At 63.0% G+C, this 21,496-nt stretch carries 16 protein-coding genes; 12 read left to right on the top strand and 4 right to left on the bottom strand.

Annotated features, from left to right (window positions below; translation table 11 throughout):
* Nucleotides 1-3 precede the first annotated feature (3 nt).
* The 5 genes from GDV60_RS23970 (at nucleotide 4) to GDV60_RS23950 (ending at nucleotide 8,198) form a co-directional block, all read left to right on the top strand.
* Nucleotides 4-1,593, top strand: coding sequence for a glycerol-3-phosphate dehydrogenase/oxidase (locus GDV60_RS23970; RefSeq protein ID WP_159908932.1), 1,590 nt, complete (start codon nucleotides 4-6; stop codon nucleotides 1,591-1,593).
* Between the two features lie 10 nt (nucleotides 1,594-1,603).
* The gene (locus tag GDV60_RS23965) at nucleotides 1,604-3,193 is read left to right on the top strand and encodes an FGGY-family carbohydrate kinase (RefSeq protein WP_050492741.1); all 1,590 of its coding nucleotides are present in this window, start codon (nucleotides 1,604-1,606) and stop codon (nucleotides 3,191-3,193) included.
* A gap of 223 nt (nucleotides 3,194-3,416) precedes the next feature.
* Nucleotides 3,417-4,721, top strand: coding sequence for a phospholipase (locus GDV60_RS23960; protein WP_159908931.1), 1,305 nt, complete (start codon nucleotides 3,417-3,419; stop codon nucleotides 4,719-4,721).
* Nucleotides 4,722-4,778: 57 nt separating this feature from the next.
* Entirely contained in the window at nucleotides 4,779-6,764 is a 1,986-nt protein-coding gene (locus GDV60_RS23955; protein ID WP_159908929.1) for a DUF1302 domain-containing protein, read from the top strand.
* Between the two features lie 60 nt (nucleotides 6,765-6,824).
* A complete protein-coding gene (locus tag GDV60_RS23950) occupies nucleotides 6,825-8,198 on the top strand; it encodes a DUF1329 domain-containing protein (protein WP_029292296.1) in 1,374 nt (457 codons plus the stop codon).
* Nucleotides 8,199-8,585: 387 nt separating this feature from the next.
* Here the strand turns inward: GDV60_RS23950 and GDV60_RS23945 are convergent, their stop codons facing one another.
* Entirely contained in the window at nucleotides 8,586-9,197 is a 612-nt protein-coding gene (locus tag GDV60_RS23945) for a TetR/AcrR family transcriptional regulator (protein ID WP_029292295.1), read from the bottom strand.
* Between the two features lie 116 nt (nucleotides 9,198-9,313).
* On the opposite strand from GDV60_RS23945, the gene GDV60_RS23940 reads away from it, so the two are divergent.
* From GDV60_RS23940 to GDV60_RS23910, 7 genes are all read left to right on the top strand, one after another.
* A complete protein-coding gene (locus GDV60_RS23940; protein WP_159908927.1) occupies nucleotides 9,314-11,092 on the top strand; it encodes an ABC transporter ATP-binding protein in 1,779 nt (592 codons plus the stop codon).
* Complete coding sequence (locus GDV60_RS23935; protein WP_159908925.1) at nucleotides 11,086-12,813, top strand: ABC transporter ATP-binding protein; 1,728 nt, start codon at nucleotides 11,086-11,088, stop codon at nucleotides 12,811-12,813. The genes GDV60_RS23940 and GDV60_RS23935 overlap by 7 nt, the downstream gene beginning before the upstream one ends.
* Entirely contained in the window at nucleotides 12,813-13,745 is a 933-nt protein-coding gene (locus GDV60_RS23930; protein ID WP_029292292.1) for an ABC transporter permease, read from the top strand. The genes GDV60_RS23935 and GDV60_RS23930 overlap by 1 nt, the downstream gene beginning before the upstream one ends.
* A complete protein-coding gene (locus GDV60_RS23925; protein WP_029292291.1) occupies nucleotides 13,742-14,674 on the top strand; it encodes an iron chelate uptake ABC transporter family permease subunit in 933 nt (310 codons plus the stop codon). Before GDV60_RS23930 ends, GDV60_RS23925 begins: the two co-directional genes overlap by 4 nt.
* Entirely contained in the window at nucleotides 14,671-15,435 is a 765-nt protein-coding gene (locus GDV60_RS23920; RefSeq protein WP_029292290.1) for an ABC transporter ATP-binding protein, read from the top strand. The genes GDV60_RS23925 and GDV60_RS23920 overlap by 4 nt, the downstream gene beginning before the upstream one ends.
* Before the next feature lie 8 nt (nucleotides 15,436-15,443).
* Nucleotides 15,444-16,376, top strand: coding sequence for a siderophore ABC transporter substrate-binding protein (locus GDV60_RS23915; RefSeq protein WP_159908923.1), 933 nt, complete (start codon nucleotides 15,444-15,446; stop codon nucleotides 16,374-16,376).
* A gap of 66 nt (nucleotides 16,377-16,442) precedes the next feature.
* The gene (locus GDV60_RS23910) at nucleotides 16,443-18,626 is read left to right on the top strand and encodes a TonB-dependent receptor (RefSeq protein ID WP_371923799.1); all 2,184 of its coding nucleotides are present in this window, start codon (nucleotides 16,443-16,445) and stop codon (nucleotides 18,624-18,626) included.
* Between the two features lie 399 nt (nucleotides 18,627-19,025).
* Here GDV60_RS23910 and GDV60_RS23905 read toward each other — a convergent pair whose 3' ends face one another.
* From GDV60_RS23905 to GDV60_RS23895, 3 genes are all read right to left on the bottom strand, one after another.
* Nucleotides 19,026-19,814 (bottom strand): XRE family transcriptional regulator, encoded by a 789-nt coding sequence (locus tag GDV60_RS23905; RefSeq protein WP_029292287.1) that lies wholly within the window; start codon nucleotides 19,812-19,814, stop codon nucleotides 19,026-19,028.
* Nucleotides 19,815-20,039: 225 nt separating this feature from the next.
* Nucleotides 20,040-20,567: an inorganic diphosphatase gene (gene ppa, locus GDV60_RS23900; protein ID WP_003176323.1), complete on the bottom strand. Its 528-nt coding sequence runs from the start codon at nucleotides 20,565-20,567 to the stop codon at nucleotides 20,040-20,042.
* A gap of 111 nt (nucleotides 20,568-20,678) precedes the next feature.
* Nucleotides 20,679-21,491, bottom strand: a complete 813-nt coding sequence (locus tag GDV60_RS23895; RefSeq protein ID WP_133714660.1) for a zinc-dependent peptidase — start codon at nucleotides 21,489-21,491, stop codon at nucleotides 20,679-20,681.
* Between the last annotated feature and the right edge of the window lie 5 nt (nucleotides 21,492-21,496).

The following is a 21,496-nucleotide window of genomic DNA, read 5'->3' as shown; positions in this document are numbered from 1 at the left end:
CCCATGAGCAATGACTGGAATGCCCAATGGCGCGAGGCCGCGCTGCCGCAACTGGCGAGTGAAACCTGGGACCTGATCGTGATCGGCGGCGGCATCAGCGGCGCCGGGATCCTGCGCGAGGCGGCCCGGCGCGGCTGGCGCTGCCTGTTGCTGGAGCAGCGGGATTTTGCCTGGGGCACTTCCAGCCGCTCGTCGAAAATGGTTCATGGTGGCCTGCGCTACATCGCCAAGGGCCAGTGGCGCCTGGCCCGTGATTCGGTGCGCGAGCGCCAACGCTTGATGGGCGAAGCACCGGGGTTGGTGGACCCCATGAGTTTCCTGATGCCGCACTATCGCGGCGGGTTCCCCGGGCCGCGGGTATTCGGCGGTTTGCTGCGCCTGTATGACGCCCTGGCCGGTTGTCGCAGTCGGCAGTTCCACAAGCCTGAGCAACTGCGCTATCTGGCACCGGGCTTGAAGGAGCCGGGGCTGCTGGGGGCTTCGCAGTTTCGCGATGCGCTGACCGACGATGCGCGGCTGGTCATGCGCGTGCTGGCCGAGGCCCGTGCCGATGGCGCCTGGGCGCTCAATGGCCTGCGGGTGCGCCAGGTGTTGCGCGACGGCGAGCGAGTGTGTGGGGTCGAGGTCGAGGACACTGAGGGCGGCGCGGTTATGCACGTGCGCTGCGCGGTGCTGGCGGTGGCCACTGGTGCCTGGGCTGAACGCCTGCAACCGGGCGGGGGGCAGCGCCAGTTGCGGCCCTTGCGTGGCAGCCATCTGTTGTTGCCGGGCTGGCGCTTGCCGGTGGCCCATGCCTTCAGTTTCATGCACCGGCGCGACGGCCGCCCGGTGTTTGTCTTTCCGTGGGAAGGGGCCACGGTGGTGGGCACCACAGACCTGGATCACCGCGAGGATCTGGACCTTGGTGCGAGCATCACCTTTGATGAACTCGACTACCTGCTGGAAGCCTGCGCCCAGCCATTTCCCCAGGCCCAAGTGACGGCGGCGGACGTGCTGTGCACCTGGTCCGGGGTGCGCCCGGTGGTGGGCGCCGCCGACTCCCAGGCCAAGCCATCGAATGAAACCCGCGAGCACGTGCTGTGGCAGGAACCCGGCTGCGTGACCTTGGCGGGAGGCAAGCTGACCACCTTCCGGCCCCAGGCCATTGAGGTGTTGCGGGCCTGTGCCGGGATGCTCGGCAAACCTCTGGAAGATGACGGCGCGCCGGTGTTCCAGGCCGTACCGTTGCAGGCGATCCCCGGGCTGAGCGACACCGGCGTGCGGCGCCTGGCCGGGCGTCATGGCCGCGATTTGCCGCGCCTGGCCAGCCTGATCAACAGCCTGGGCAGTGATTGTGTGGGCGCCAGCGATACCCTCTGGGCGGAGCTGGCGTTTGCCGCCGAGACCGAGATGGTTTTGCACCTGGACGACCTGCTACTGCGGCGCACGCGCCTCGGCTTGCTACTGGCCGAAGGCGCTGCCCACTACCTGGCGGACATCCGTCGGCTATGCCAGCCTCGCCTGGGTTGGGACGACACGCGCTGGGAACAGGAACAGCAGCGCTACCTGCAACTCTGGCAACGCCATCACAGCGTCCCTTGCGCCTCGATCTGAAGAGTGCCTCATGAAAAAAGAGAGCTTCGTGGATAACAACACCCCCGGCAAAGACTATGTGCTGGCGATCGACAACGGCACCCAGAGTGTCCGTGCGCTGTTGTTCGACCTGCAGGGCAACCTGTTGGGCAAAGGCAAGGTCGAGTTGCAGGCCTACTATTCCAGCCAGCCCGGCTGGGCCGAGCAGGACCCGGACTATTACTGGCGCAAACTGGGGGAGGCCTGCCAGCAGTTGTGGGCGCAGACCGGCATCGACCGCAGTCTGATCCGTGGCGTATCCCTGACCACTCAGCGCGGCACCTTGATCAATGTCGATGCCCAGGGCCAGGCGCTGCGGCCGGCCATCCTTTGGCTCGACCAGCGCCAGTGCGAGCCGGAGGGCGGGATCAAGGGGCCCTGGGGTTGGCTGTTCAAACTGGTGGGGGCCGAGGCCACGGTGGACTACTTCCGCGCCCAGGCCGAGGCCAATTGGATCGCCCAGCATCAGCCGGATATCTGGGCTGCCACTGACAAGTTCCTGCTGCTCTCGGGGTTTCTCAGCCATCGCCTGACCGGGCGTTTTGTCGACTCGGTGGGCTGTTGCGTGGGCTACTTGCCTTTCGACTTCAAGCATCTGCGCTGGGCCGCCCCCCGGGACTGGAAATGGCAGGCCCTGGCGGTGCGTGCGGAACAACTGCCGAGCCTGTACAAACCGGGGGAAGAGCTGGGCCGCATCACCGCCGAGGCCAGCCGCCATACCGGCATCCCGGAAGGGTTGCCACTGATAGCCGCCGGCTCCGACAAGGCCTGCGAGGTGCTTGGTTCCGGCGTGGTGGAAGCGACGACCGCGTGCCTGTCCTATGGCACCACGGCGACCATCACCACCACTCGCTCGCGCTACCTGGAAATTGTCCCGCTGATCCCGCCTTACCCGGCGGCGATTCCCGATCACTACAACTGCGAAGTCATGATCTATCGCGGCTACTGGATGGTCAGTTGGTTCAAAAACGAATTCGGCCTGCGGGAAATGCAACAGGCCCGCGAGCAGGGCCTGGAGCCGGAACAGTTGTTTGATGCACTGGTCAACGCTGTGCCACCTGGCTCCATGGGGCTGACCCTGCAACCCTACTGGTCGCCCGGCATCCGCGAGCCGGGGGTGGAGGCCAAGGGGGCGATGATCGGCTTTGGCGATGTGCACACCCGGGCCCATATCTACCGGGCGATTCTTGAGGGCCTGGCCTATGCGCTACGCCAGGGCAAAGAGCGTATCGAGCGTCGTTCGAAACTGTCGATCACGCGCTTGCGCGTGGCCGGTGGCGGCTCCCAGAGCGACGCGGCGATGCAACTGACCGCCGATATCTTTGGCCTGCCCGCCGAGCGTCCCCATGTGTATGAGGCGTCCGGGCTGGGCGCAGGGATCGCCTGTGCCGTGGGGCTTGGGTTGTACGCGGATTTTGATACCGCCATCGCCGCCATGACCCGCACCGCCGAAGTCTTCATGCCTCAACCCGAGGCACAACAGATGTACGACCGTTTGTACCGCGAGGTTTACCTGCGCATGTATCGCCAGCTCAAGCCGCTGTACCAGAGCATCCGCGAGATTACCGGCTACCCGGCGTAGGCCCCCCTGTAGGGGCGAGCTTGCTCGCGAAGAACTTGAGAGCTCCGCGTTTATCCTGCAAGCACGCGTTATCGTTGACGTCCTTCGCGAGCAAGCTCGCTCCTACAGGGGCATTAGACCCCGCTACGTGGCGCTATTGGTGAGTCGTTTTGGCAAGATCGGACAGTGTCGCGGCATACCCGGATTGTTAGGCTGAACGCATCTACAACAAGAGCGTAAAGCCATGAAGTTGCCGTCGTTGCTGCTGTGCCTGGGGCTATGGAGTCTGTCGCCGGGGGTCGGTGCCTGGTCCAATCACAGCGTGGGCAGCTACCTGGCCCTGCAAGATTTGCCCGCGTTGCGCGAGGCGCCCGAGGTGCAGGTCGAGACGCTTGAGCAGTTTCTTTCCCAGCAATACGCTGGCCTGGTGGCCCTGTTGGACGAGCAGGAAAACTTCGCCCGCAGCCACTTTCCCGACTATCCGCCGCGCCCCGCTAACCTGCGCCTGGCGCCCCAGCCCAGCGCCGATTTGCGCCGCGACTTCCTCATGGCCCTGCGGGTCAATCCACAGATCCACCTGGCCCAGGTGATCCAGCCCATGCCCGGCGAAGACCTGGCGGGGCGCCCGCAACTCAAGGCGGCCGACGTGATGGTCGAACAAACCCTCTCACCGTGGAATCGCCAGCGCTTTATCCAACTGCAACCGGGGCAGAAGGTCGCGCCGCTGGCGGTGCTGGCGACCGCTGCCGACGAGCCGGACTACGGCCACGATATCAACCTGTTCAGCGATAACCCGGGAGCCGTCGGCGCGTTATATGGCTTTGGCGTGCAGTCGTTTGGCGATGCGCGTTTCCAGTACAGCTCCCAGGCGCCGTTCCACATGGGGTTCTTCCACGAGAGCGCGCTGGTGTATGCCGCTGCGCCGTTCCTGCTGCGCAACTGGCCGGACTGGCGCGCCTACCAGTACTTCGGCCTGGCACGTTTTGCCTTCGCCAATGGCCATCCCTACTGGGGTTATCGCTTCCTCGGCTGGGGCATGCACTACCTGCAGGACCTGACCCAGCCCTATCACGCCACCACGCTGCCGGGCGACGATTTGACCAGCATGCTGCTGATGGAAGGCAAGGCCCTGGCCGGCTATGACAGCGACAAGCGAGCGGCAATCGAACGTGTCGCCACGCGCCACAACGAGGTGGAGCGCTACCAGTTTGCCTGGCTACGTCACCTGCTGCTGACGGGGGCGAACAACCCGATGCTGGCGGCCTATGCCGACACCCGCCAAGACGGCGATTACCCCGGCTATTCGACGGACTACCTGCGCCAGGTGGTCAGCGCCGAGGCGGATGCCCAGGCGGTGGCGTTCGACGAGGCCATCGGCCAGTGGCTGGCCACGCCCGGGGCAACCCAGAGCTTCAGTGCCGGCAACCAGTTGCCCGTCGAGCGCTACGACCATGCCCGGCTCAACGAGCAGTTGGTGCAGTTGCTGCGCCACTTTGGCGCCCACAGCCGCAACTACGTCCGGGCCGGCCTCGATCGCCCGGCGCAGTGAAACCACAACACATCGCAGTGCAATAACAACAAGAAAGATTGCAGGGGAGAGACCGCAATGAGCACGACAGTGCGCGCGCAAGGCTCGGGATCCGAGGGTAAATGGTCCATCAAATCCACTGGGGCGGGTGTCGGCCTGGTGGGCCTGCTGCAACTGTGCAGCAGCGGGGGCGTGCAGGCCATGGAGTTCAGCCTGCTGGACAAGCAGGTCACCGGCTCGCTCGACAGTACCCTGTCTTATGGGCGCCTGTGGCGGGTCCAGGGGCGGGACAAGGGCAACGACGACGTCAACACCAACGACGGCAATCGCAACTTCGATACCGGGTTGGTTTCCGAGGTGTACAAGATCACGTCGGAGCTGGAAGCCAACTACCAGAACTACGGGTTGTTCGTGCGTGGCACGGCGTTCTATGACACCCAGATCATGGATAAGCGCAACGACTACTACCGCAACAACAGCCCATCGCAACCCAGCCAGAGCCATCCCCAGGATAACCACTTCACTGACCAGACCCGGGATATTGCCGGTAGCCGCGTGGAGATTCTCGACTCCTACGTCTACGGCAACTGGGACGTTGGCCAGATGCCGCTGACTGCCCGGCTGGGGCGCCAGGTATTCAACTGGGGCGAGGGCATCTTCTATCGCGGCGGGGTCAACACCACCAACCCGGTGGATGCGGCGAAGTACCGCCTGCCGGGTGCCGAGGTCAAGGAAGTGCTGATGCCGGTAGAAGCCATCAGCTTCAATATCGGGCTGAGCGACAACCTGTCGATGGAGAGTTTCTACCAGTGGAACTGGAAGGAGACACGCATCGATCCGGTCGGCACCTTCTACTCCCAGAGCGACCTGTTCGCCGATGGCGGCCGCACCGGCTACAACAACTTCACCGGCAGCGCCCTCGACACCCCGACGCCCATCGGCGGCAACGTCATCGGGCTATACGACGCCCTGGGCAACAACCCGATGCTCGGGGGCATGCTGCGCAGCACCGGGCTCTACGCCAACGGCATGACCCCGGCCTACGGCAACACCCTCAAGGTGGCGTCGATCGGCAAGGACTACAACGCGCGCAACGATGGCCAGTTCGGCTTCGCCTTCCGTTACATCGCCGAGGAGCTCAATAGCACCGAGTTCGGCCTGTACCTGGTCAACTACCACGCCAAGGAGCCGACCATCGCCGCTAACCTGGCGGGCTACAAAGGTATCGACATGGCGGCCCTGACCAGCATGCTGTCGTCGGTGGCCGGCAGCCAGGCGGCGGCCCTGGCCAATGGCCTGGCGACGGTGGACGTGATGGGCAACATCCAGGCGCACCGGCGCTACGCTGAAGATATCCGCATGTACGGCTTCAGCTTCAACACCACCCTGGGCAAGGCCTCGGTGTTTGGCGAGCTGGCCTACCGGCCGAACCTGCCCATCGGTGTCGCCGCCACCAACGACCTGATCGGCGACCTGGCCAATGGTGCCGGCGCGGCAGCGGGCGGGCAGTTCATCAATGTCGGCGGGCAGATGGTCAACCTCGACAGCCAGATCGACAACTCCGAGCGCGTAGAGGCTTTCAATACCTCCTTGGGCAGCATCTATAACTTCGGCCCGGGCCTGGGCTTCGACTCGCTGTTCGGCGTCTTCGAACTGGCCTCCGAGCACCTGCGCGGCAGTGGCCTGAAGTACCAGGCCTACGATGGCAGCACCCGTTACTACGCGGGCAGCGGCAACACTTCCTATGTGTCGGGTGGTGATCGTGATGACCAGGTCAGCCGTGATTCCTACAGCTACACGGTGATGTTCAACGGTACCTGGAACGACGTGTACGCCGGGGTCAACCTGTCGCCCTACGTGGTCTTCAAAGACGACTTCAAAGGCAACTCCTACCAGGCCGGCAACTACATCGAGGGCCGCAAGGCTTACACCCTGGGGCTCAAGGCCAACTACCAGAACAAGCTGGAAGCCGAGCTGCAATACACCGAGTTCTTTGGTGGCGGCCAGAACAACGTTATCCGCGACCGCGACAACATCGGTTTCAACCTCAAGTACTTCCTGTAAGCCGCTGCCATGCTGCGGCGCGAGGGCGGTTGCCCGCCCTCGTTCTTTTGGAGATTCGCCATGTTCCACACACCTCGAATGCTCACCGCCGGCCTGGCGCTGGCCCTCGGCCTGGCCGCTGGCAATGCCCTTGCGGCGCTCTCGCCCCAAGATGCGCAACAGCTCAAGGCCCAGCTCACACCCTTTGGCGCCGAGCGCGCGGGCAATGCCGCCGGCACCATCCCGACTTGGGAAGGCGGTATCACCCAGGCGCCCAAGGGCTATGAAAAGGGCAAGCACCACGTCGACCCCTTTGCCGGTGACAAACCGCTGTTCACCATCACCAAGGCCAACCTGGAACAGTACAAGGCCAACCTGACGGCGGGCGAGATCGCCTTGTTCAACAGCTACCCCGACAGCTTCCAGATGCCCATCTATCCGAGCCGACGCTCCGGCTCGGCGCCGCAGTGGGTGTATGACAACACCTTCAAGAACGCCACCAGCGCCAAGCTGCTGGACGGTGGTACCGGCTTCGCAGATGCCTTTGGCGGCGTGCCGTTCCCCATTCCGCAAAACGGCGTGGAAGCACTGTGGAACCACATCACCCGCTACCGCGGCACCTACATCGTGCGCCGCGCCTCGGAGGCGCCCGTGCAACGCAACGGCAGCTTCGCCCTGGTCACGGCGCAGCAGGAGGGGCTGTTCAACTACTACCGCCAGGGCGGGCAATACGCCGACCTGAAAAACATCCTGTTCTACTACCTGACCTTCGTAAAAAGCCCGGCCCGCCTGGCCGGTGGTGCGACCCTGGTGCACGAGACCCTCGACCAGATCAAAGACGCCCGCCAAGCCTGGATCTACGACGCCGGCCAACGCCGCGTACGCCGCGCACCGAACCTGGCCTACGACACACCGATCTCATCCTCCGATGGCCTGCGCACGGCGGACGACACCGACATGTTCAACGGCTCGCCGGATCGCTACGACTGGAAATTGCTGGGCAAGAAAGAAATCTACATCCCCTACAACAACTACAAACTCGCCAGCGCCGACGTGAAATACGCCGACCTGCTCAAAGTCGGCCACCTCAACCCGCAATACACCCGCTACGAGCTACACCGCGTGTGGGTAGTCGAAGGCACCCTCAAACCAACGGCGCGGCACCTGTACTCCAAACGCGTGCTGTACCTTGATGAAGACAGCTGGGGCGCGGCAGTGGTTGATCAGTACGACGGCCGTGGCGAACTGTGGCGGGTGTCGATGGCCTACCTGAAAAACTTCTACGATTTGCCGACTACCTGGAGCGCATTGGACGTGTTCCATGACCTGCAGGCACGGCGGTACTACGTGCAGAACCTGGATAACGAAGAGCCGCAGACGGTGGACTTTGCGCAGCCGATTCCGGAAGACTCGTACTTCATGCCCTCGGCGTTGCGCTTGCGCGGGACTCGATAGGGCTGTCGTTGTTAGTTAGATGGCGAGAGCCGTGCTTGAGGGTGCGGCTCTTTGCTTTTTTTGAGGTGTCTAGCCTGATGGGTAGTCAGGCTGTTGGGGACGCTTTATTCGGGGCAAATAAAAAGCCGGCTTGTGCGGCGTTATTTATAAAATTTATTCCGATTTTCAGTGAGGCCACAGGCGCTCCCCAGATGTTGTGGATAGGGGCGGCGAAAGTAAGGTCATTGAGGTAGAACTCTTCGATGCTCTACGCACCCGGGCGCCAAGCCGAAAGAATTTACCGCGCAACTACGTAGCTTTCTGATCTGGATGGCCTCAGAAACCGATTAAGTCCAGATTGGGACGATGACATCCTATCGGCCTGCCCAAGGCAGGCCTTGGCAACGCTCAGGCAACGCCCTCCACCAATACCAACGCCCCCACCACCAACGCCTCCATCCCCCGCGCCAACTCCACCTCCATCTCCGCTTCTTCCGTATCCCGCGCCGTTTCCACCACGGGCTCCCGCTGCGTCACCGTATACACCGTATCCGCCACCGCCATGCAGTGAAACGCCACCGTCGCCAGTAGCCACCGCGCCTGTTCCTTGCTCACCCCAAACCCCTGCGCAATCAACGCTTGGTGCCCATCAATCTTGGCCAGCATCGGCGCGGTTGCTGCCGCGCGGCGGATCACGTAGGGCGTCAGCCCGGGGTGGGTTTTGACGAACTCGCGTACCGAGGTGGCGAACACGATCAGGTAGTCCTTCAACCCACCGTCGGCCTCGCCGCAGTCCTGGGGGATCTGCCAGCGGGTGAAGATTTCTTCAGCAACCATGGCCTTGAGCGCTTCGAGGTTGGCCACGTGTTTGTACAGCGCCATATGGCTGACCCCCAACGCCGCCGCCAGGCCGACGAAGGTGATGTTGGGCAGGCCCATCTCGATGCCGGCGTCGACGATGCGTTCGCGGGTGATGCTTGGCGGGCGGCCGCGGGTGGCGGTTTTTTTTGCGGGTTCCATGGGTATTCCTTAATCGCTGAACACAAGGTTGTAGCTGTCTTGTCGGCTTTGCGCAAATTAGTTTATAGTCATGCAATTAAATATGATTCTGATTCTCAAACGGACTTTTTCTGTCAATGGACTCACCTGAAGCGGCTTCGGCCAACCCTCAAGTCGCAGGCACGCTTAGCCGGATTCTGACGCCTATCCGTGGGCGTCTGTGTGTCGCCGCAGGGCTTGCCGCTGTCGGCGGCATGCTGACGCTGGTGCCGCTGGCGGCCATCGCCCATATCGGCGCACGTGTCCTCGGCGCTGGCGCTCAGCTGTCGAGCGAAGTGTGGTGGGTTGTTGGCCTTAGCGCTTTAAGCCTATTCGCGGGCATGGCATTGATTTTTATCGCTGAGCTGCTCGCCCACCTGGCCGACAATCGCCTCACTCACCATTTACGCCGCGCGATCACCCAGCGCCTGAGCCGTGTGCCACTGGGTTGGTTCAGCAGCCGAGCATCGGGCGAAGTGAAACGGGCGATGCAGGACGATATCAATACGCTGCACAGCCTCACCGCGCATTTCTACACCACCGCCGGGCGCGCGGGCGGAGCGGTGTTGGTATCGATGGTTTACCTGTTGGCGATGGACTGGCGTTTGGCGCTGGTGTCGCTGGTGCCGTTTGCCGGGTATTTCCTGTTTCTCTCGCGGGCCATGCGCGCCAGCGGCGCGAGTATGCAGGAATTTGTCAGCGGGATGGCTCGCATCGACAACGCGGTGGTGGAGTTCGTCAACGGCATTCCGGTGGTCAAGGCTTTCGGCGCCAGTGGCAAAGCGCACGGGGCTTATCGCAGCGCCATCGACACCTTTGCCACGACCTTTATCGACTTCACCCGCCCGCTGGTGGCGTCGATGGCGAATGCCAACGCGATGATCGCGCCGGTCACTGTGCTCGGCGTAGTACTGGCAGCGGGCACGCTGTTTGTTAGCCTGGGTTGGATCGCGCCAGTGGACGTGCTGCCCTTCGTATTGGTGGCGCCGGGTCTGAGCGCGCCGTTGCTGCTGTTGCACTACATCACCCACGATTTGAACAACGCCACCGGCGCTGCGCAGCGCGTGCAGGGGTTGCTGGACACGCCGACGCTGACGCAATCGGCCGTGCAGTTGCCGAGCGGCAACGCAATCTGCTTTGAGCAGGTCGGCTATGCCTATGAGCGCGACCACGCGGTGCTGAGGGACATCAACTTCACCCTGCAACCGGGCACCACCACGGCCATCGTCGGCCTGTCCGGCGCCGGCAAGTCAACGCTGGCGCGCCTGCTGCTGCGGTTTTTCGATCCCAGCAGTGGGCGCATCACTTTGGGCGGTGCGGACCTGCGCCACATCGATACGCCGCTGTTGTACCAGCGCATCGGTTTTGTGCTGCAAGAGGTGCGCCTGATCAACGCCAGCGTGCGCGACAACATCGCCCTCGGCCGACCGTCCGCCACCGCCCAACAGATCGAAGACGCCGCCCGCGCGGCGAATATCCACGAGCGCATTCTGCGCCTGGCGCGTGGTTACGACTCGATGATCGGCGAGGACGCCCAGCTCTCCGGCGGCGAGCAACAGCGCCTCAGCATCGCCCGTGCAGTGCTGCTGGACCCGCCAGTGCTGGTGCTCGACGAGGCCACCGCCGCGGCCGATGCCGACAACGAAGTGGCGATCCAGGAAGCACTGTCACGCTTCGCCCAGGGCCGCACATTGTTGGTCATCGCCCATCGGCTCGACACGGTGATGCACGCCGATCAGATCCTCGTGATCCACGACGGCACCCTGCACGAGCAGGGCCGTCACGCCGACCTGCTGGCCCATGGCGGGCTCTACGCGCAGTTATGGCAACTGGGCGATTACGCCCGCAGCGAATCACAGGCGGTGCAACCATGCTGAAGACTTTTGTGCGCCTGCTCGGTGAAGACGCGCCCACGCTGCGCCGCTATGCCGTGATGGCGGTGTTCTACGGCCTGCTCAGCGGGCTGACCCTGATCACGCTGGTGCCGCTGATCAGCCACCTGTTGGCCGGTGATGCGCTGGAGGCAGGGCGTTGGTTGATTGCGCTGCTGTTTGGCGTGACCGCTTGCGCGCTGTGGCGTCGCACCCTCGACAAAGCCGGTGTAGCCGTCGGCGTGGCGGTGCTGCAAGGTGCGCGACAACGCGTTGGCGATCACGTGGCGCGCCTGCCGCTGGGCTGGTTCAGCGCGCAAAACAGTGCGCGGCTGGGCCATCTGATCACCCAGGGCATGATGGCGGTGGCGCAGTTGCCGGCGCATGTGTTCACCCCGGTGATCAGCGGCGCGGTGACGCCGTTGGTGCTGGTTGCCGCGCTGTTTGCCTTGCACTGGCCCTTGGGTGTTTTGGCGTTGCTCGCGCTACCGGTGTTGGTGGGCGTGATGCTGCTCACCGCGCGCCTGGGCCAAAGTGCCGACAACACCTATCAGCAGAACTTCGCCCAGACCAGCCAGCGCATGGTCGAGTTCGCGCAGGCCCAGTCGGTGTTGCGCGCGTTCAATGGTAGCGGCGGCGCTACGCGTTTGCTGGACCAGGCCATCGACCAGCAACGCCAGTCCGGCCAGCGTTTGATCTATCGCTCCTCATTGTCGGCGGTGTTCAATGCCTGGGCGGTGCAAGGGATCTTCTGCGCCTTACTGGTGGCGGTCGCGCTGTGGTGCGACGCCCTGGATGCCCACGAAGCCATCGCCGCCTGCGTGGCCTTGGTGCTGGTGTGTCGTTATATCGAACCGCTGCTGGAAGTGGCCAGTTATGGCGAGATCCTGCGCAGCGCCAACGCCCAGCTCGATGAGGTGCACAGCATTCTTGCCGAGCAGCCGCTGCCGGTCGCCGCGCAAGCGAAAATGCCCATGGATAGTTCGGTGGAATTGCGCAACGTCAGTTTTCGTTATGCCCCCAACGAACCCCAGGTGCTGCGCGGGGTGAGCCTGCGTATCGAGCCGGGCAGCATGACCGCGCTGATCGGCGCGTCGGGCTCGGGAAAGACCACGTTGGTGCGGCTGCTGGCGCGCTTCTTCGATGCGAACCGGGGCCAGGTGTTGATCGGTGGCGTGGAGGTGCGCGAGATGTCCGAAGCGGTGCTGGCCGCGCAGATCAGCCAGATTTTCCAGGACACCTACCTGTTCCAGGGCAGCATTGCCGACAACATCCGCCTCGGTAAACCGGGCGCCAGCCTGGCCGAGATTGCGGCGGTGGCGCAGCAAGCCGGCGTGGCCGAGATCATTGCGCGTTTGCCCCTGGGCCTGCACACGCCGGTGGGCGAGGGCGGGGCGCGGTTGTCAGGGGGCGAGCGCCAACGTATCGCCATTGCCCGTGCGTTGCTCAAGGACGCGCCGATCCTGCTGGTGGACGAAGCCACCGCCGCCCTCGACACCTACAACCAAGCCGCCATCGCCGATGCGCTGGCCAGGTTGCGCGGGCGCTGCACGTTGATTGTGATCGCGCATCAGTTGTCGACGGTGGCCATGGCCGATCAGATTTTAGTGCTGGATGACGGCGAGATTGTCGAGCAGGGCACGCCAGCGATCCTGGCGGCCAGCGCTGGGCGGTACGCGCAGTTTCTCGCCCAGCGCCGGGCGGCCCGTGGTTGGCGGATTGCATGATGCGTCTAGTGGGCTGTGGCGTGTTGCTGGTGCTGTGCGGCGCGTCGCTGCTGGTCGGCGCCCGCGAGATCGACCTGTTGGCAGTCGACGGCGACGCGTGGCTGACGCTGACGGCCAGCCGCTTGCCGCGCTTGGCCGCGTTGGTGCTGACCGGCGTGGGCTTGGCGGTGTGCGGGGTGATCTTGCAGCACATCCTGCGCAACAAGTTCGTGGAGCCGGGGACCACCGGCGGCCTGGACGCGGCCAAGCTTGGCATCCTCGTCTCGCTGGGCGTGGCGCCGGCCGCCAGCGCCGGCGTGCGCATGCTGTTTGCGCTGCTGTGTTGCTTCGCGGCGAGCCTAGTGTTCCTGGCGATCATCCGGCGCTTGCGTTTTCACCATACCTTGCTGGTGCCGGTGATTGGCCTGATGTACGGCGGTGTGCTCAGCGCCATTTCCGAGTTTTATGCGTACCGCCACAACATCCTGCAAAGCATGCAGGGCTGGCTGCTGGGGGATTTTTCCAAGGTGGTGCAGGGCAACTACGAGATCATTTATCTGATCCTGCCCATCGTCGCGCTGGCGTACCTTTATGCGCAGCGCTTTACCGTGATGGGCATGGGCGAGGGCATGGCCACTAGCCTGGGCGTGAACTACGCGGCCACGGCGGCGCTGGGCCTGTTGCTGGTGGCCGTGACCGTGGCGGCGACGGTGATCACCATCGGTTCGATCCCCTTTGTCGGCCTGATGATTCCCAATTTGGTGGCCTTGTATTACGGCGAAAACCTCAGCCGCACGCTGCCCATCGTCGCCCTCGGCGGTGCCGCGTTGCTGGTGGCCTGCGACATTCTCGGGCGCCTGCTGATCTTCCCGTTCGAAGTGCCGATTGGCCTCACCGCGGGCATCGTGGGTGGCGGGATGTTCCTCGCGTTGATCGTCTGGAGGCAGCGATGAAGCGGCTGTGGGCCTTGGTATTCGCCCTGGCGTCGGGCTTTGTGCTGTTCCGTTCGGGGCTGGATTTTGACTACGTGATCCCCAAGCGGCTCGCGCGGTTGGCGGCGATGTGTATCGGCGGGGTGTGCGTGGCGTGGTCGTCGATCATTTTCCAGACCCTCACCGGCAACCGCATCCTCACGCCGGCGATCATGGGTTATGAAGCGGTGTACCTGTTGTTCCAGGCGTTGTTGGTGTTGTTGCTGGGCACCGCCAGCCTGATGCTGCTGGGCAGCCAGGGCAACTTTGTGCTGTCGGTGCTGCTGATGCTCGGCTATTCCTGGGCGCTGCAACGCTGGTTGCTGCGCGAGGGCAACAGCAACGTGTACTTCCTGTTGCTGCTGGGCCTGGTGTTGAGCCTGGTGATCGGCACGGTCACGCAGTTTGTGCAGTTGAAGATCAGCCCCGGCGAGTTCTCGATCCTGCAAGGCTTCAGCCAGGCCTCGTTCAACCGCGTGCAGCCGCAGCAACTGCTGTTCTCGGGGTTATTGGTGGCGGCGCTGTGCCTGGGCTTTGCACGCACGTTGCCGACCCTCGATGTGCTCGCCCTGGGCCGCGACCAAGCCATGTCGCTGGGGGTGGACTACCCGCGCGTGGTGCGCCTGCAACTGGCATTGGTCGCGGCGTTGGTGGCGATTTCCACTGGGCTGCTGGGGCCCACGGCGTTCATGGGCGTGCTCGTGGCCAACACCACCTATGCGTTGGCGCGCACGTTCCGCCACCGGGTCACGTTGCCCATGGGCAGCACGATTGCCATCGCGATTTTTATCGCGGCGCAACTGCTGGTCGAGCACGTCTTCAACTACAAGACCACCGTCAGCATTCTTGTGAACCTGCTGTGCGGCACGTATTTCCTGGCGCTGATGCTGCGCACCCGAGGCACCCGATGATCACTGTGCACAACCTTCACAAAACCTACGGCACCCAGACCGTGCTGGCCGGCGTCAACGCCAGCTTTGCCGCTGGGCGCCTGACCTCGCTGATCGGCCCCAATGGCGCCGGCAAGACCACGCTGTTGATGATGATCGCGAGGCTGATGGCACCGAGCGGCGGCGACATTCGCCTGGATGGCCGCCAGGTCGGCGATATCCCGCTGCGCGACTACGCCAAGCGCGTGGCCACCTTGCGCCAGGCGCCGGATTTCAACCTGCGCCTGACCGTCGAGGAACTGGTGGCCTTCGGGCGCTTCCCTTACAGCCGTGGCGCGCTGACCGGCGAAGATCACCGCGTGATCGATGACGCGCTGAGCTTTCTCGCGCTGCAACCCCTGCGCCGCGCCTACCTCGACGAGCTCAGCGGCGGCCAGCGGCAAATGGCGTTCCTGGCCATGACCATCGCCCAGCAAACCGACTGCCTGCTGCTAGACGAGCCGTTGAACAACCTCGATATCAAACACGCCGTGCACATCATGCGTGCGCTGCGCCGGCTGTGTGACGAGCAGGGCCGTACGGTGATCCTGGTGGTGCACGACATCAACTTCGCCGCCCATTACTCCGACCACATCCTCGCGATGAAAGGCGGTGCCGTGCATTGCGCCGGCAGCGTGGCCGAGGTGGTCAACGAAACCCGCCTGGGCGAACTGTACGACCTCGACTTCGAGATCACCCACGGCGCCCGTGGCCGCCTGTGCAACTACTTCAACCCCGCATGAGAACTCCCATGAACCGCACACACATAGTCTGGGCCTGCGCCCTGTTACTGGCCGCGCTTGGCGCAGGGCCGGCTTCGGCCGCCGCCCCGATCAGCGTGACCCACGCGTTGGGCAGCACGCTGATCCAGCCGCCCGTACAGCGCGTGGTGGCCCTGGACATGAACGAAGTGGATTTTCTCGACCAACTGGGCGTACCGGTGGCCGGTATGCCCAAGGACTTCGTGCCGCCGTTCCTGCAACGCTACAAGGACGACGCGGCGGTGGTGGACACCGGCGCCATCGTCCAGCCGAATCTGGAGCGGGTGCACGCGGCCAAGCCGGACCTGATCCTGATCACCTCGCTGCAGGCCCCGCACTACGGCGAACTCAGCGAGATCGCGCCCACCGTGCATTTCGACGTGGATTACCGCGACAGCCAGAAGCGCCATATCGAAGTAATCAAGCAGCACCTGCTGACCCTCGGGCAGATCTTCGCCAAGCCGGCCCTGGCGCAACAACAGGTTGGCGCCCTCGACGCCAAGGTTGCAGAAGCGAAACGCATCACCGCCGACCGCCCCGAGCGCGCCCTGGTGGTGCTGCATAACAACGGTGCGTTCAGCTCGTTTGGCGTGCAGTCGCGCTACGGCTTTGTGTTCACCGAGCTGGGGGTGAAACCGGCCAGCCCGACCGCCGAGGCCGGCTTGCATGGCCAGCCGATTTCCAGTGAATTCATCCAGCAGGCCAACCCGGACATTCTCTACGTAGTTGATCGCACGGCCGTCATGGAGCATCGCCCGTTGCTGAATGCGCAAACCCTGGGCAACCCGTTGTTGCGCCAGACCAATGCCTGGAAAACCGGGCGCGTGGTGTTTGTCGATGCCGATGCCTGGTACGTCATGGCGGCCAGCCCTAGCTCGATCAAGCAAGTGATCGCCGATGTGATCCAGGGCTATCAACCCTGATTCCAGGCGTTAACCCCGCTTCAAGCTGCCAACACTAAAAAAACATCCCACCTTACGGAGCCTTCCATGACTCACCGTACACGTACCCCTGTGCCCGCTCGTCCGGGTTTTACCTCCATGGCCTTGCTCGGCCTGGCAATCAGCAGCGCCCCTGCGTTCGCCGAAGAACTCGTGCAAGCCGAAGAAAACCGCGTGTCCACCTTGCCGGCGATACGCGTCGAGGGTGAAATGCCGGCCGCCGATCTGCCGCTGAGCTACGCCGGTGACCAGGTGGCGTATGGCAGCCGGCTCGGCCTGCTGGGCAACAAGGACTTTATGGAAACGCCGTTCAGCACCATCAGCTACACGGAAAAGTTCATTGCCGACCGCCAGGCCCAGACCGTCACCGATGTGATCGCCGCGACCGACCCTGCGGTGTTCAGCAATGGCCTGAAGGGCACCTACAGCGAGAACTATTCGATCCGTGGTTTTGCCACCAGCATCAGCGACGTGACCATCGACGGCCTGTTTGGCGTGGCGCCGTACTACCGCATTTCGCCGGAAATGTACGAGCGCATCGAAGTGTTGAAAGGCCCGTCGGCGCTGCTCAATGGCATGCCGCCAGGCGGTTCGGTGGGAGGCATGGTCAACCTGGTGCCCAAGCGTGCCGGTGCTGAGCCGCTGACGCGCTTTACCACCACCTACATGTCCGAGGCGCAGTTTGGCGGCCACCTCGACGTAGGCCGTCGCTTTGGCGATGAACAGCAATTTGGCGTGCGCTTCAACGGTGTGTACCGCGATGGCGACACAGCGACCGAGCAGCAACAGCAGAAAGCGCAGTTGAATTCGTTGGGCCTGGATTGGCGCGGTGAGCGGGCGCGGCTGTCGGCCGACCTCTACAACAGCGAAGACCGCGTGCGCGGGCAAAACCGTGGGATCAGCCTGGCGGCGAATGTGGCCTTGCCCAAGCCGCCGAAGTCGGACACTTTGCTCAACCCGGACTGGGCGTTTGTCGATACCAAGGATCAGGGCGCGATTGTGCGCGGCGAATTTGACCTGACTGAGCAACTGTCGGCCTACGCGGCGTTCGGCGCCAGCGAGACCCACTACCGCTACAGCGGCGCGATGTCGGCCCAGGTGATCAACAATGCGGGGGATTTGAAGACCAGCATGGGCCAACTGAAGATGGACATCGAGAAAACCTCGGGCGAGGCGGGGCTCAAGGGCAAATGGCAGACCGGGCCGATCGGGCACCAGTGGGTGGTCAATGCCACGCGGTATGCCGACAAGCAAAAAGACTATGGCCGGCGTTGGGTGCCCGGTGCGGATTGGCTGACCAATATCTATCACCCGACCTGGGGGCCGGAGGCGCCGCGCAGCTTTGCGCCGGTGGCACACACCGAATCCACGCTGACCAGCTATGGCGTGGCGGACACCTTGTCGGTCCTTGACGACAAGGTGCAACTGACCCTTGGCGTGCGCCGCCAGAACGTGGTCACGGACACCTTCAATACCACCACCGGCGCGCGTAACAAGCCCGGCTATGACGAAAGCGCGACAACACCCGCCGCAGCCGTGGTGGTCAAGCTCACGGAACAGGTTTCGGTGTATGCCAACTACATCGAGGGCCTGAGCAAAGGCGCGATGGCGCCGATGACGGCGGCTAACTACGGCGACGTTTTTGCCCCGTACAAATCCAAGCAGAAGGAAATCGGCCTCAAGCTCGACTTGGGCGCGTTCACCCACACTCTTAGCCTGTATCAGATCGAGCGCCCGGGCAGCTCCACCGATCCGGTGACCAATGTGTTCTCCTTTGGTGGCGAACAGCGCAACCGAGGCATCGAGTGGGGCTTCTTCGGCTCGCCCATCGACGACGTCCGCCTGATGGGCGGCGTTGCCCATGTTGATCCGAAGATCACCAAATCGCCAGGCGGCGATGACGAAGGCAAGACGGCCACCGGGTTGCCCAAGCTGCAAGGCAAGCTCGGCGCGGAATGGGACACGCCACTGGTGCCGGGCCTGACCCTGACCGCCAACGCGACGTCGGTTTCCCAGCAATACATCAGTGATGACAACTCGCAGTCGATCCCCGGCTACACCATTTTCGACCTGGGCTCGCGGTATGCAATGCAGGTCGCCGGGCGACCAGTGACCCTGCGTGGCACGGTGACCAACGTCACTGACAAGGCGTACTGGGGCATGCCGCTGACGTCCAGCCTGGGCCTGGGCGCGCCGCGCACGTACGAGTTGTCGGCGACCGTGGATTTTTGACGCTTTAGCAAGAGTAAAACTTCAACCTGTGGCGAGGGAGCAAGCTCCCTCGCCACACAGCTATTCAGAATGCGAGTCTTTTGTCCCCCCACTTCATCGTCGGATGAGGTCAAGTGGCGTTGAACGCCATTGGACAGGGACGAGCCTGAAACGCCCGTGATAGCTGAGCTATCGGCAGGATTCTCGGATGGAACAGGTTTATTTCGGACAATTAAAAAGCCGGCTTGTGGCCGGCTTCTCGGGGACTGGTTAAGTCTATTTTTGGTAAACCTCACCAGCCTTCAATCGTTCACTCAAGCGCTCGCCCAAGTGATAAAGGGGGCATCGGCGGGAACTCCTCCGCGTCGCCGGGCAGGGTGTGTGGGCTTTACGCCGACCCTGCCAAATGTGCCGCGCATGTTACTCACATTTATTTGATTTTCCCAGCGTCTGGTCTGATTTAGAGCTGTCGTGGCCGATCAGGTGGTCGTCCAGCGGGACGGGAGGGCGGCGTTTGTTGAGGGTGGACCACCAGAACACCCAGCCCAGGATGTGGACGTTTTGCTCGAAGCGCTGGTCGTAGGTCAGGAGTTCGTCGGGGTGTTCGTTGCTGTTGTGGCTGCGGATGCGCAGGCCGCCGCCGGGTCGGTTGTAGAGGTATTTGATGCGCAGCATGCCGTCGTGTTCGAGGGCGTAGATCTCGCCGTCGATGATTTGCGTGCGGCCGCGGTCGATGGCCAGGATGGCGCCGTCCTGGATGATGTCGATCATGCTGTTGCCAACCATATAGGCTCCCAAGGCGCGGTCGGCGGTGACGTTGAGTTGTTCCAGGGTATGCAGGGACAGGCGTAGGGTTTCCTGGGCGTTGAAGGAGGCGTGGAGGGGGACTTCCACGTCGACTTTTTCCGGGCCGCTGCTGGGGTCACAGAGGTAGTGGCCGCAGTCTTCGCGTGCGGCGGCATTGTTTGCGCGGTTGGAGCCTTCCAGGTGGTAGTTGGTCGGCGGGTGTTTGGGGCCTTCGCCGGTACGCAGCCAGCGGCTGGTGACACACAGCAGTTCTGCTATTTCGTCGAGCCGGGCCATGGGCACGCCACGCTTGAACCAGTTATTGACGTGCTGGGGCGTGACGTCGCGATTCTTGGCGAAGTCGGAGGCGGAAAGATGCACTTCCCTAAGTAACGTTCTTAAGCGATCACCTGATGTATTCATAAACGCAGAGTTTACTGGCCGGAAAACTAGATCAAATAAACCATGCGTTGAGTTGGTGTATGTAGGTATTTCCTTATTGCAAGTAAAGTCTTGATTGAATTGAGGTTAGTTAAACGTTAGTTGCTGTTTTGTTTATCTAAATGAACTTGCCGTTTATTTTTTCCCACAAAAAAAGCCCCGAATGATCGGGGCTTTTTTGATTGCCGTGGCAATGACTAGCGGGTATCAGCCTTTGTAGGCGGCTACCGACTTCATGATCTCGGCGCGGGCGGCGTCTGCGTTGCCCCAACCGTCGATCTTCACCCATTTGCCTTTTTCGAGGTCTTTGTAGTTCTCGAAGAAGTGCTTGATCTGCTCCAGCAACAGTGGCGGCAGGTCGGTGTATTCCTTCACGTCGACGTACAGCTGGGACAGCTTGTCGTGTGGCACGGCGATAACTTTGGCATCGCCGCCGCCGTCGTCGGTCATGTTCAGGATGCCCACCGGGCGAGCGCGGATGACCGAGCCTGGGGTGACCGGGTAAGGGGTCACGACCAGCACGTCGAGGGGGTCACCGTCGTCAGCCAGGGTGTTAGGGATGAAACCGTAGTTGGCCGGGTAGAACATCGGGGTGGCCATGAAACGGTCAACGAACAGGCAGTCGCTGTCTTTGTCGATTTCGTATTTGATCGGCGCGTGGTTGGCCGGAATCTCGATGGCGACGTAGATGTCGTTCGGCAGGTCTTTGCCAGCCGGAATCTTGCTGTAGCTCATTGGGCGTTGCCCCCGTTGGTGGCCAGGTAAATTGGCCGGATTGGCCTAAAAGTGGCGGCGATTATAGGCATATTCCTGTGCCGATGCCACGCGCCAGACGTCGTACGGTACTTAGCCTTCAGTCTGATAGCGCAGGTCGCTGGCCTGCAGATGTTTCAGGCGGGCCAGGGGATCCTGGCGGTAAAAGTGGCTCAGTTGCTCGTAGACCTGTGGATAACTCTCAGTGAGTAAATCCGGCGCACTGAAAAAATACTCGCTGGTGACGGCAAAAAATTCCGCAGGGTTTTCCGCCGCGTAGGGGTCGATGGCGGTTTCGGCGTCGGGGTTGTGGTCGAGCTGGCGGTTGAGGTCGTCATAAGCGCTCTGCATCACGCTGGCCCACTCCTGGACGCGCATGTCGTGGTGCAGGGGTGGCAGGCCGTTGGCGTCGCCATTGAGCATGTCGAGTTTGTGTGCCAGTTCGTGGATCACCAGGTTGTAGCCTTCCCAATTGCCACTGGCCAGCACCCCCGGCCAGGCGAGGATCACCGGGCCTTGCTGCCAGGCTTCACCACTGTGTTCGCCGTCCCATTCATGTTCCACGCCGCTGGTATCGCGATGGCGCTGGGGGCTGCGGAAGTCATCGGGGTAAAGGATGATTTCGTGGAAACCCTGGTACCAATCCAGGTCGCCCAGGTTCATCAGCGGCAGTTGCGCCTGGGCGGCGAGCAGCAGGCGTTGTACCTGGTGCAGTTCGACACCGGGCAGGGCGGTGAGGTGCTTTTCGGCGAGGAACAGCACGCTGGCCTCACGCAACCATTGGTCCTGTTCGGCACTGATACCGTCGAGGAAGGTCAGGTGATGGCGCACCCGCTGCCAAGTGTCATCGGCAACGGGATGCTTGGCCAGGAGGCGCCGGCGACGCCAGGCGCTGAGGGACCACATGGCCG

Source organism: Pseudomonas sp. DTU12.1, assembly GCF_009873475.1.
GTDB lineage: Bacteria > Pseudomonadota > Gammaproteobacteria > Pseudomonadales > Pseudomonadaceae > Aquipseudomonas > Aquipseudomonas proteolytica.
Note: the sequence above shows the minus strand (reverse complement) of the source record. Positions and strands in the feature narration are given on the sequence as shown.

Bases quoted from the DNA above. Each gene is read 5' to 3' on its own strand.
- GDV60_RS23970 (WP_159908932.1), top strand. From the start codon at position 4: ATGAGCAATGACTGGAATGCCCAATGGCGCGAGGCCGCGCTGCCGCAA.
- GDV60_RS23965 (WP_050492741.1), top strand. From the start codon at position 1,604: ATGAAAAAAGAGAGCTTCGTGGATAACAACACCCCCGGCAAAGACTAT.
- GDV60_RS23960 (WP_159908931.1), top strand. From the start codon at position 3,417: ATGAAGTTGCCGTCGTTGCTGCTGTGCCTGGGGCTATGGAGTCTGTCG.
- GDV60_RS23955 (WP_159908929.1), top strand. From the start codon at position 4,779: ATGAGCACGACAGTGCGCGCGCAAGGCTCGGGATCCGAGGGTAAATGG.
- GDV60_RS23950 (WP_029292296.1), top strand. From the start codon at position 6,825: ATGTTCCACACACCTCGAATGCTCACCGCCGGCCTGGCGCTGGCCCTC.
- GDV60_RS23945 (WP_029292295.1), bottom strand. From the start codon at position 9,197: ATGGAACCCGCAAAAAAAACCGCCACCCGCGGCCGCCCGCCAAGCATC.
- GDV60_RS23940 (WP_159908927.1), top strand. From the start codon at position 9,314: ATGGACTCACCTGAAGCGGCTTCGGCCAACCCTCAAGTCGCAGGCACG.
- GDV60_RS23935 (WP_159908925.1), top strand. From the start codon at position 11,086: ATGCTGAAGACTTTTGTGCGCCTGCTCGGTGAAGACGCGCCCACGCTG.
- GDV60_RS23930 (WP_029292292.1), top strand. From the start codon at position 12,813: ATGCGTCTAGTGGGCTGTGGCGTGTTGCTGGTGCTGTGCGGCGCGTCG.
- GDV60_RS23925 (WP_029292291.1), top strand. From the start codon at position 13,742: ATGAAGCGGCTGTGGGCCTTGGTATTCGCCCTGGCGTCGGGCTTTGTG.
- GDV60_RS23920 (WP_029292290.1), top strand. From the start codon at position 14,671: ATGATCACTGTGCACAACCTTCACAAAACCTACGGCACCCAGACCGTG.
- GDV60_RS23915 (WP_159908923.1), top strand. From the start codon at position 15,444: ATGAACCGCACACACATAGTCTGGGCCTGCGCCCTGTTACTGGCCGCG.
- GDV60_RS23910 (WP_371923799.1), top strand. From the start codon at position 16,443: ATGACTCACCGTACACGTACCCCTGTGCCCGCTCGTCCGGGTTTTACC.
- GDV60_RS23905 (WP_029292287.1), bottom strand. From the start codon at position 19,814: ATGAATACATCAGGTGATCGCTTAAGAACGTTACTTAGGGAAGTGCAT.
- ppa (WP_003176323.1), bottom strand. From the start codon at position 20,567: ATGAGCTACAGCAAGATTCCGGCTGGCAAAGACCTGCCGAACGACATC.
- GDV60_RS23895 (WP_133714660.1), bottom strand. From the start codon at position 21,491: ATGTGGTCCCTCAGCGCCTGGCGTCGCCGGCGCCTCCTGGCCAAGCAT.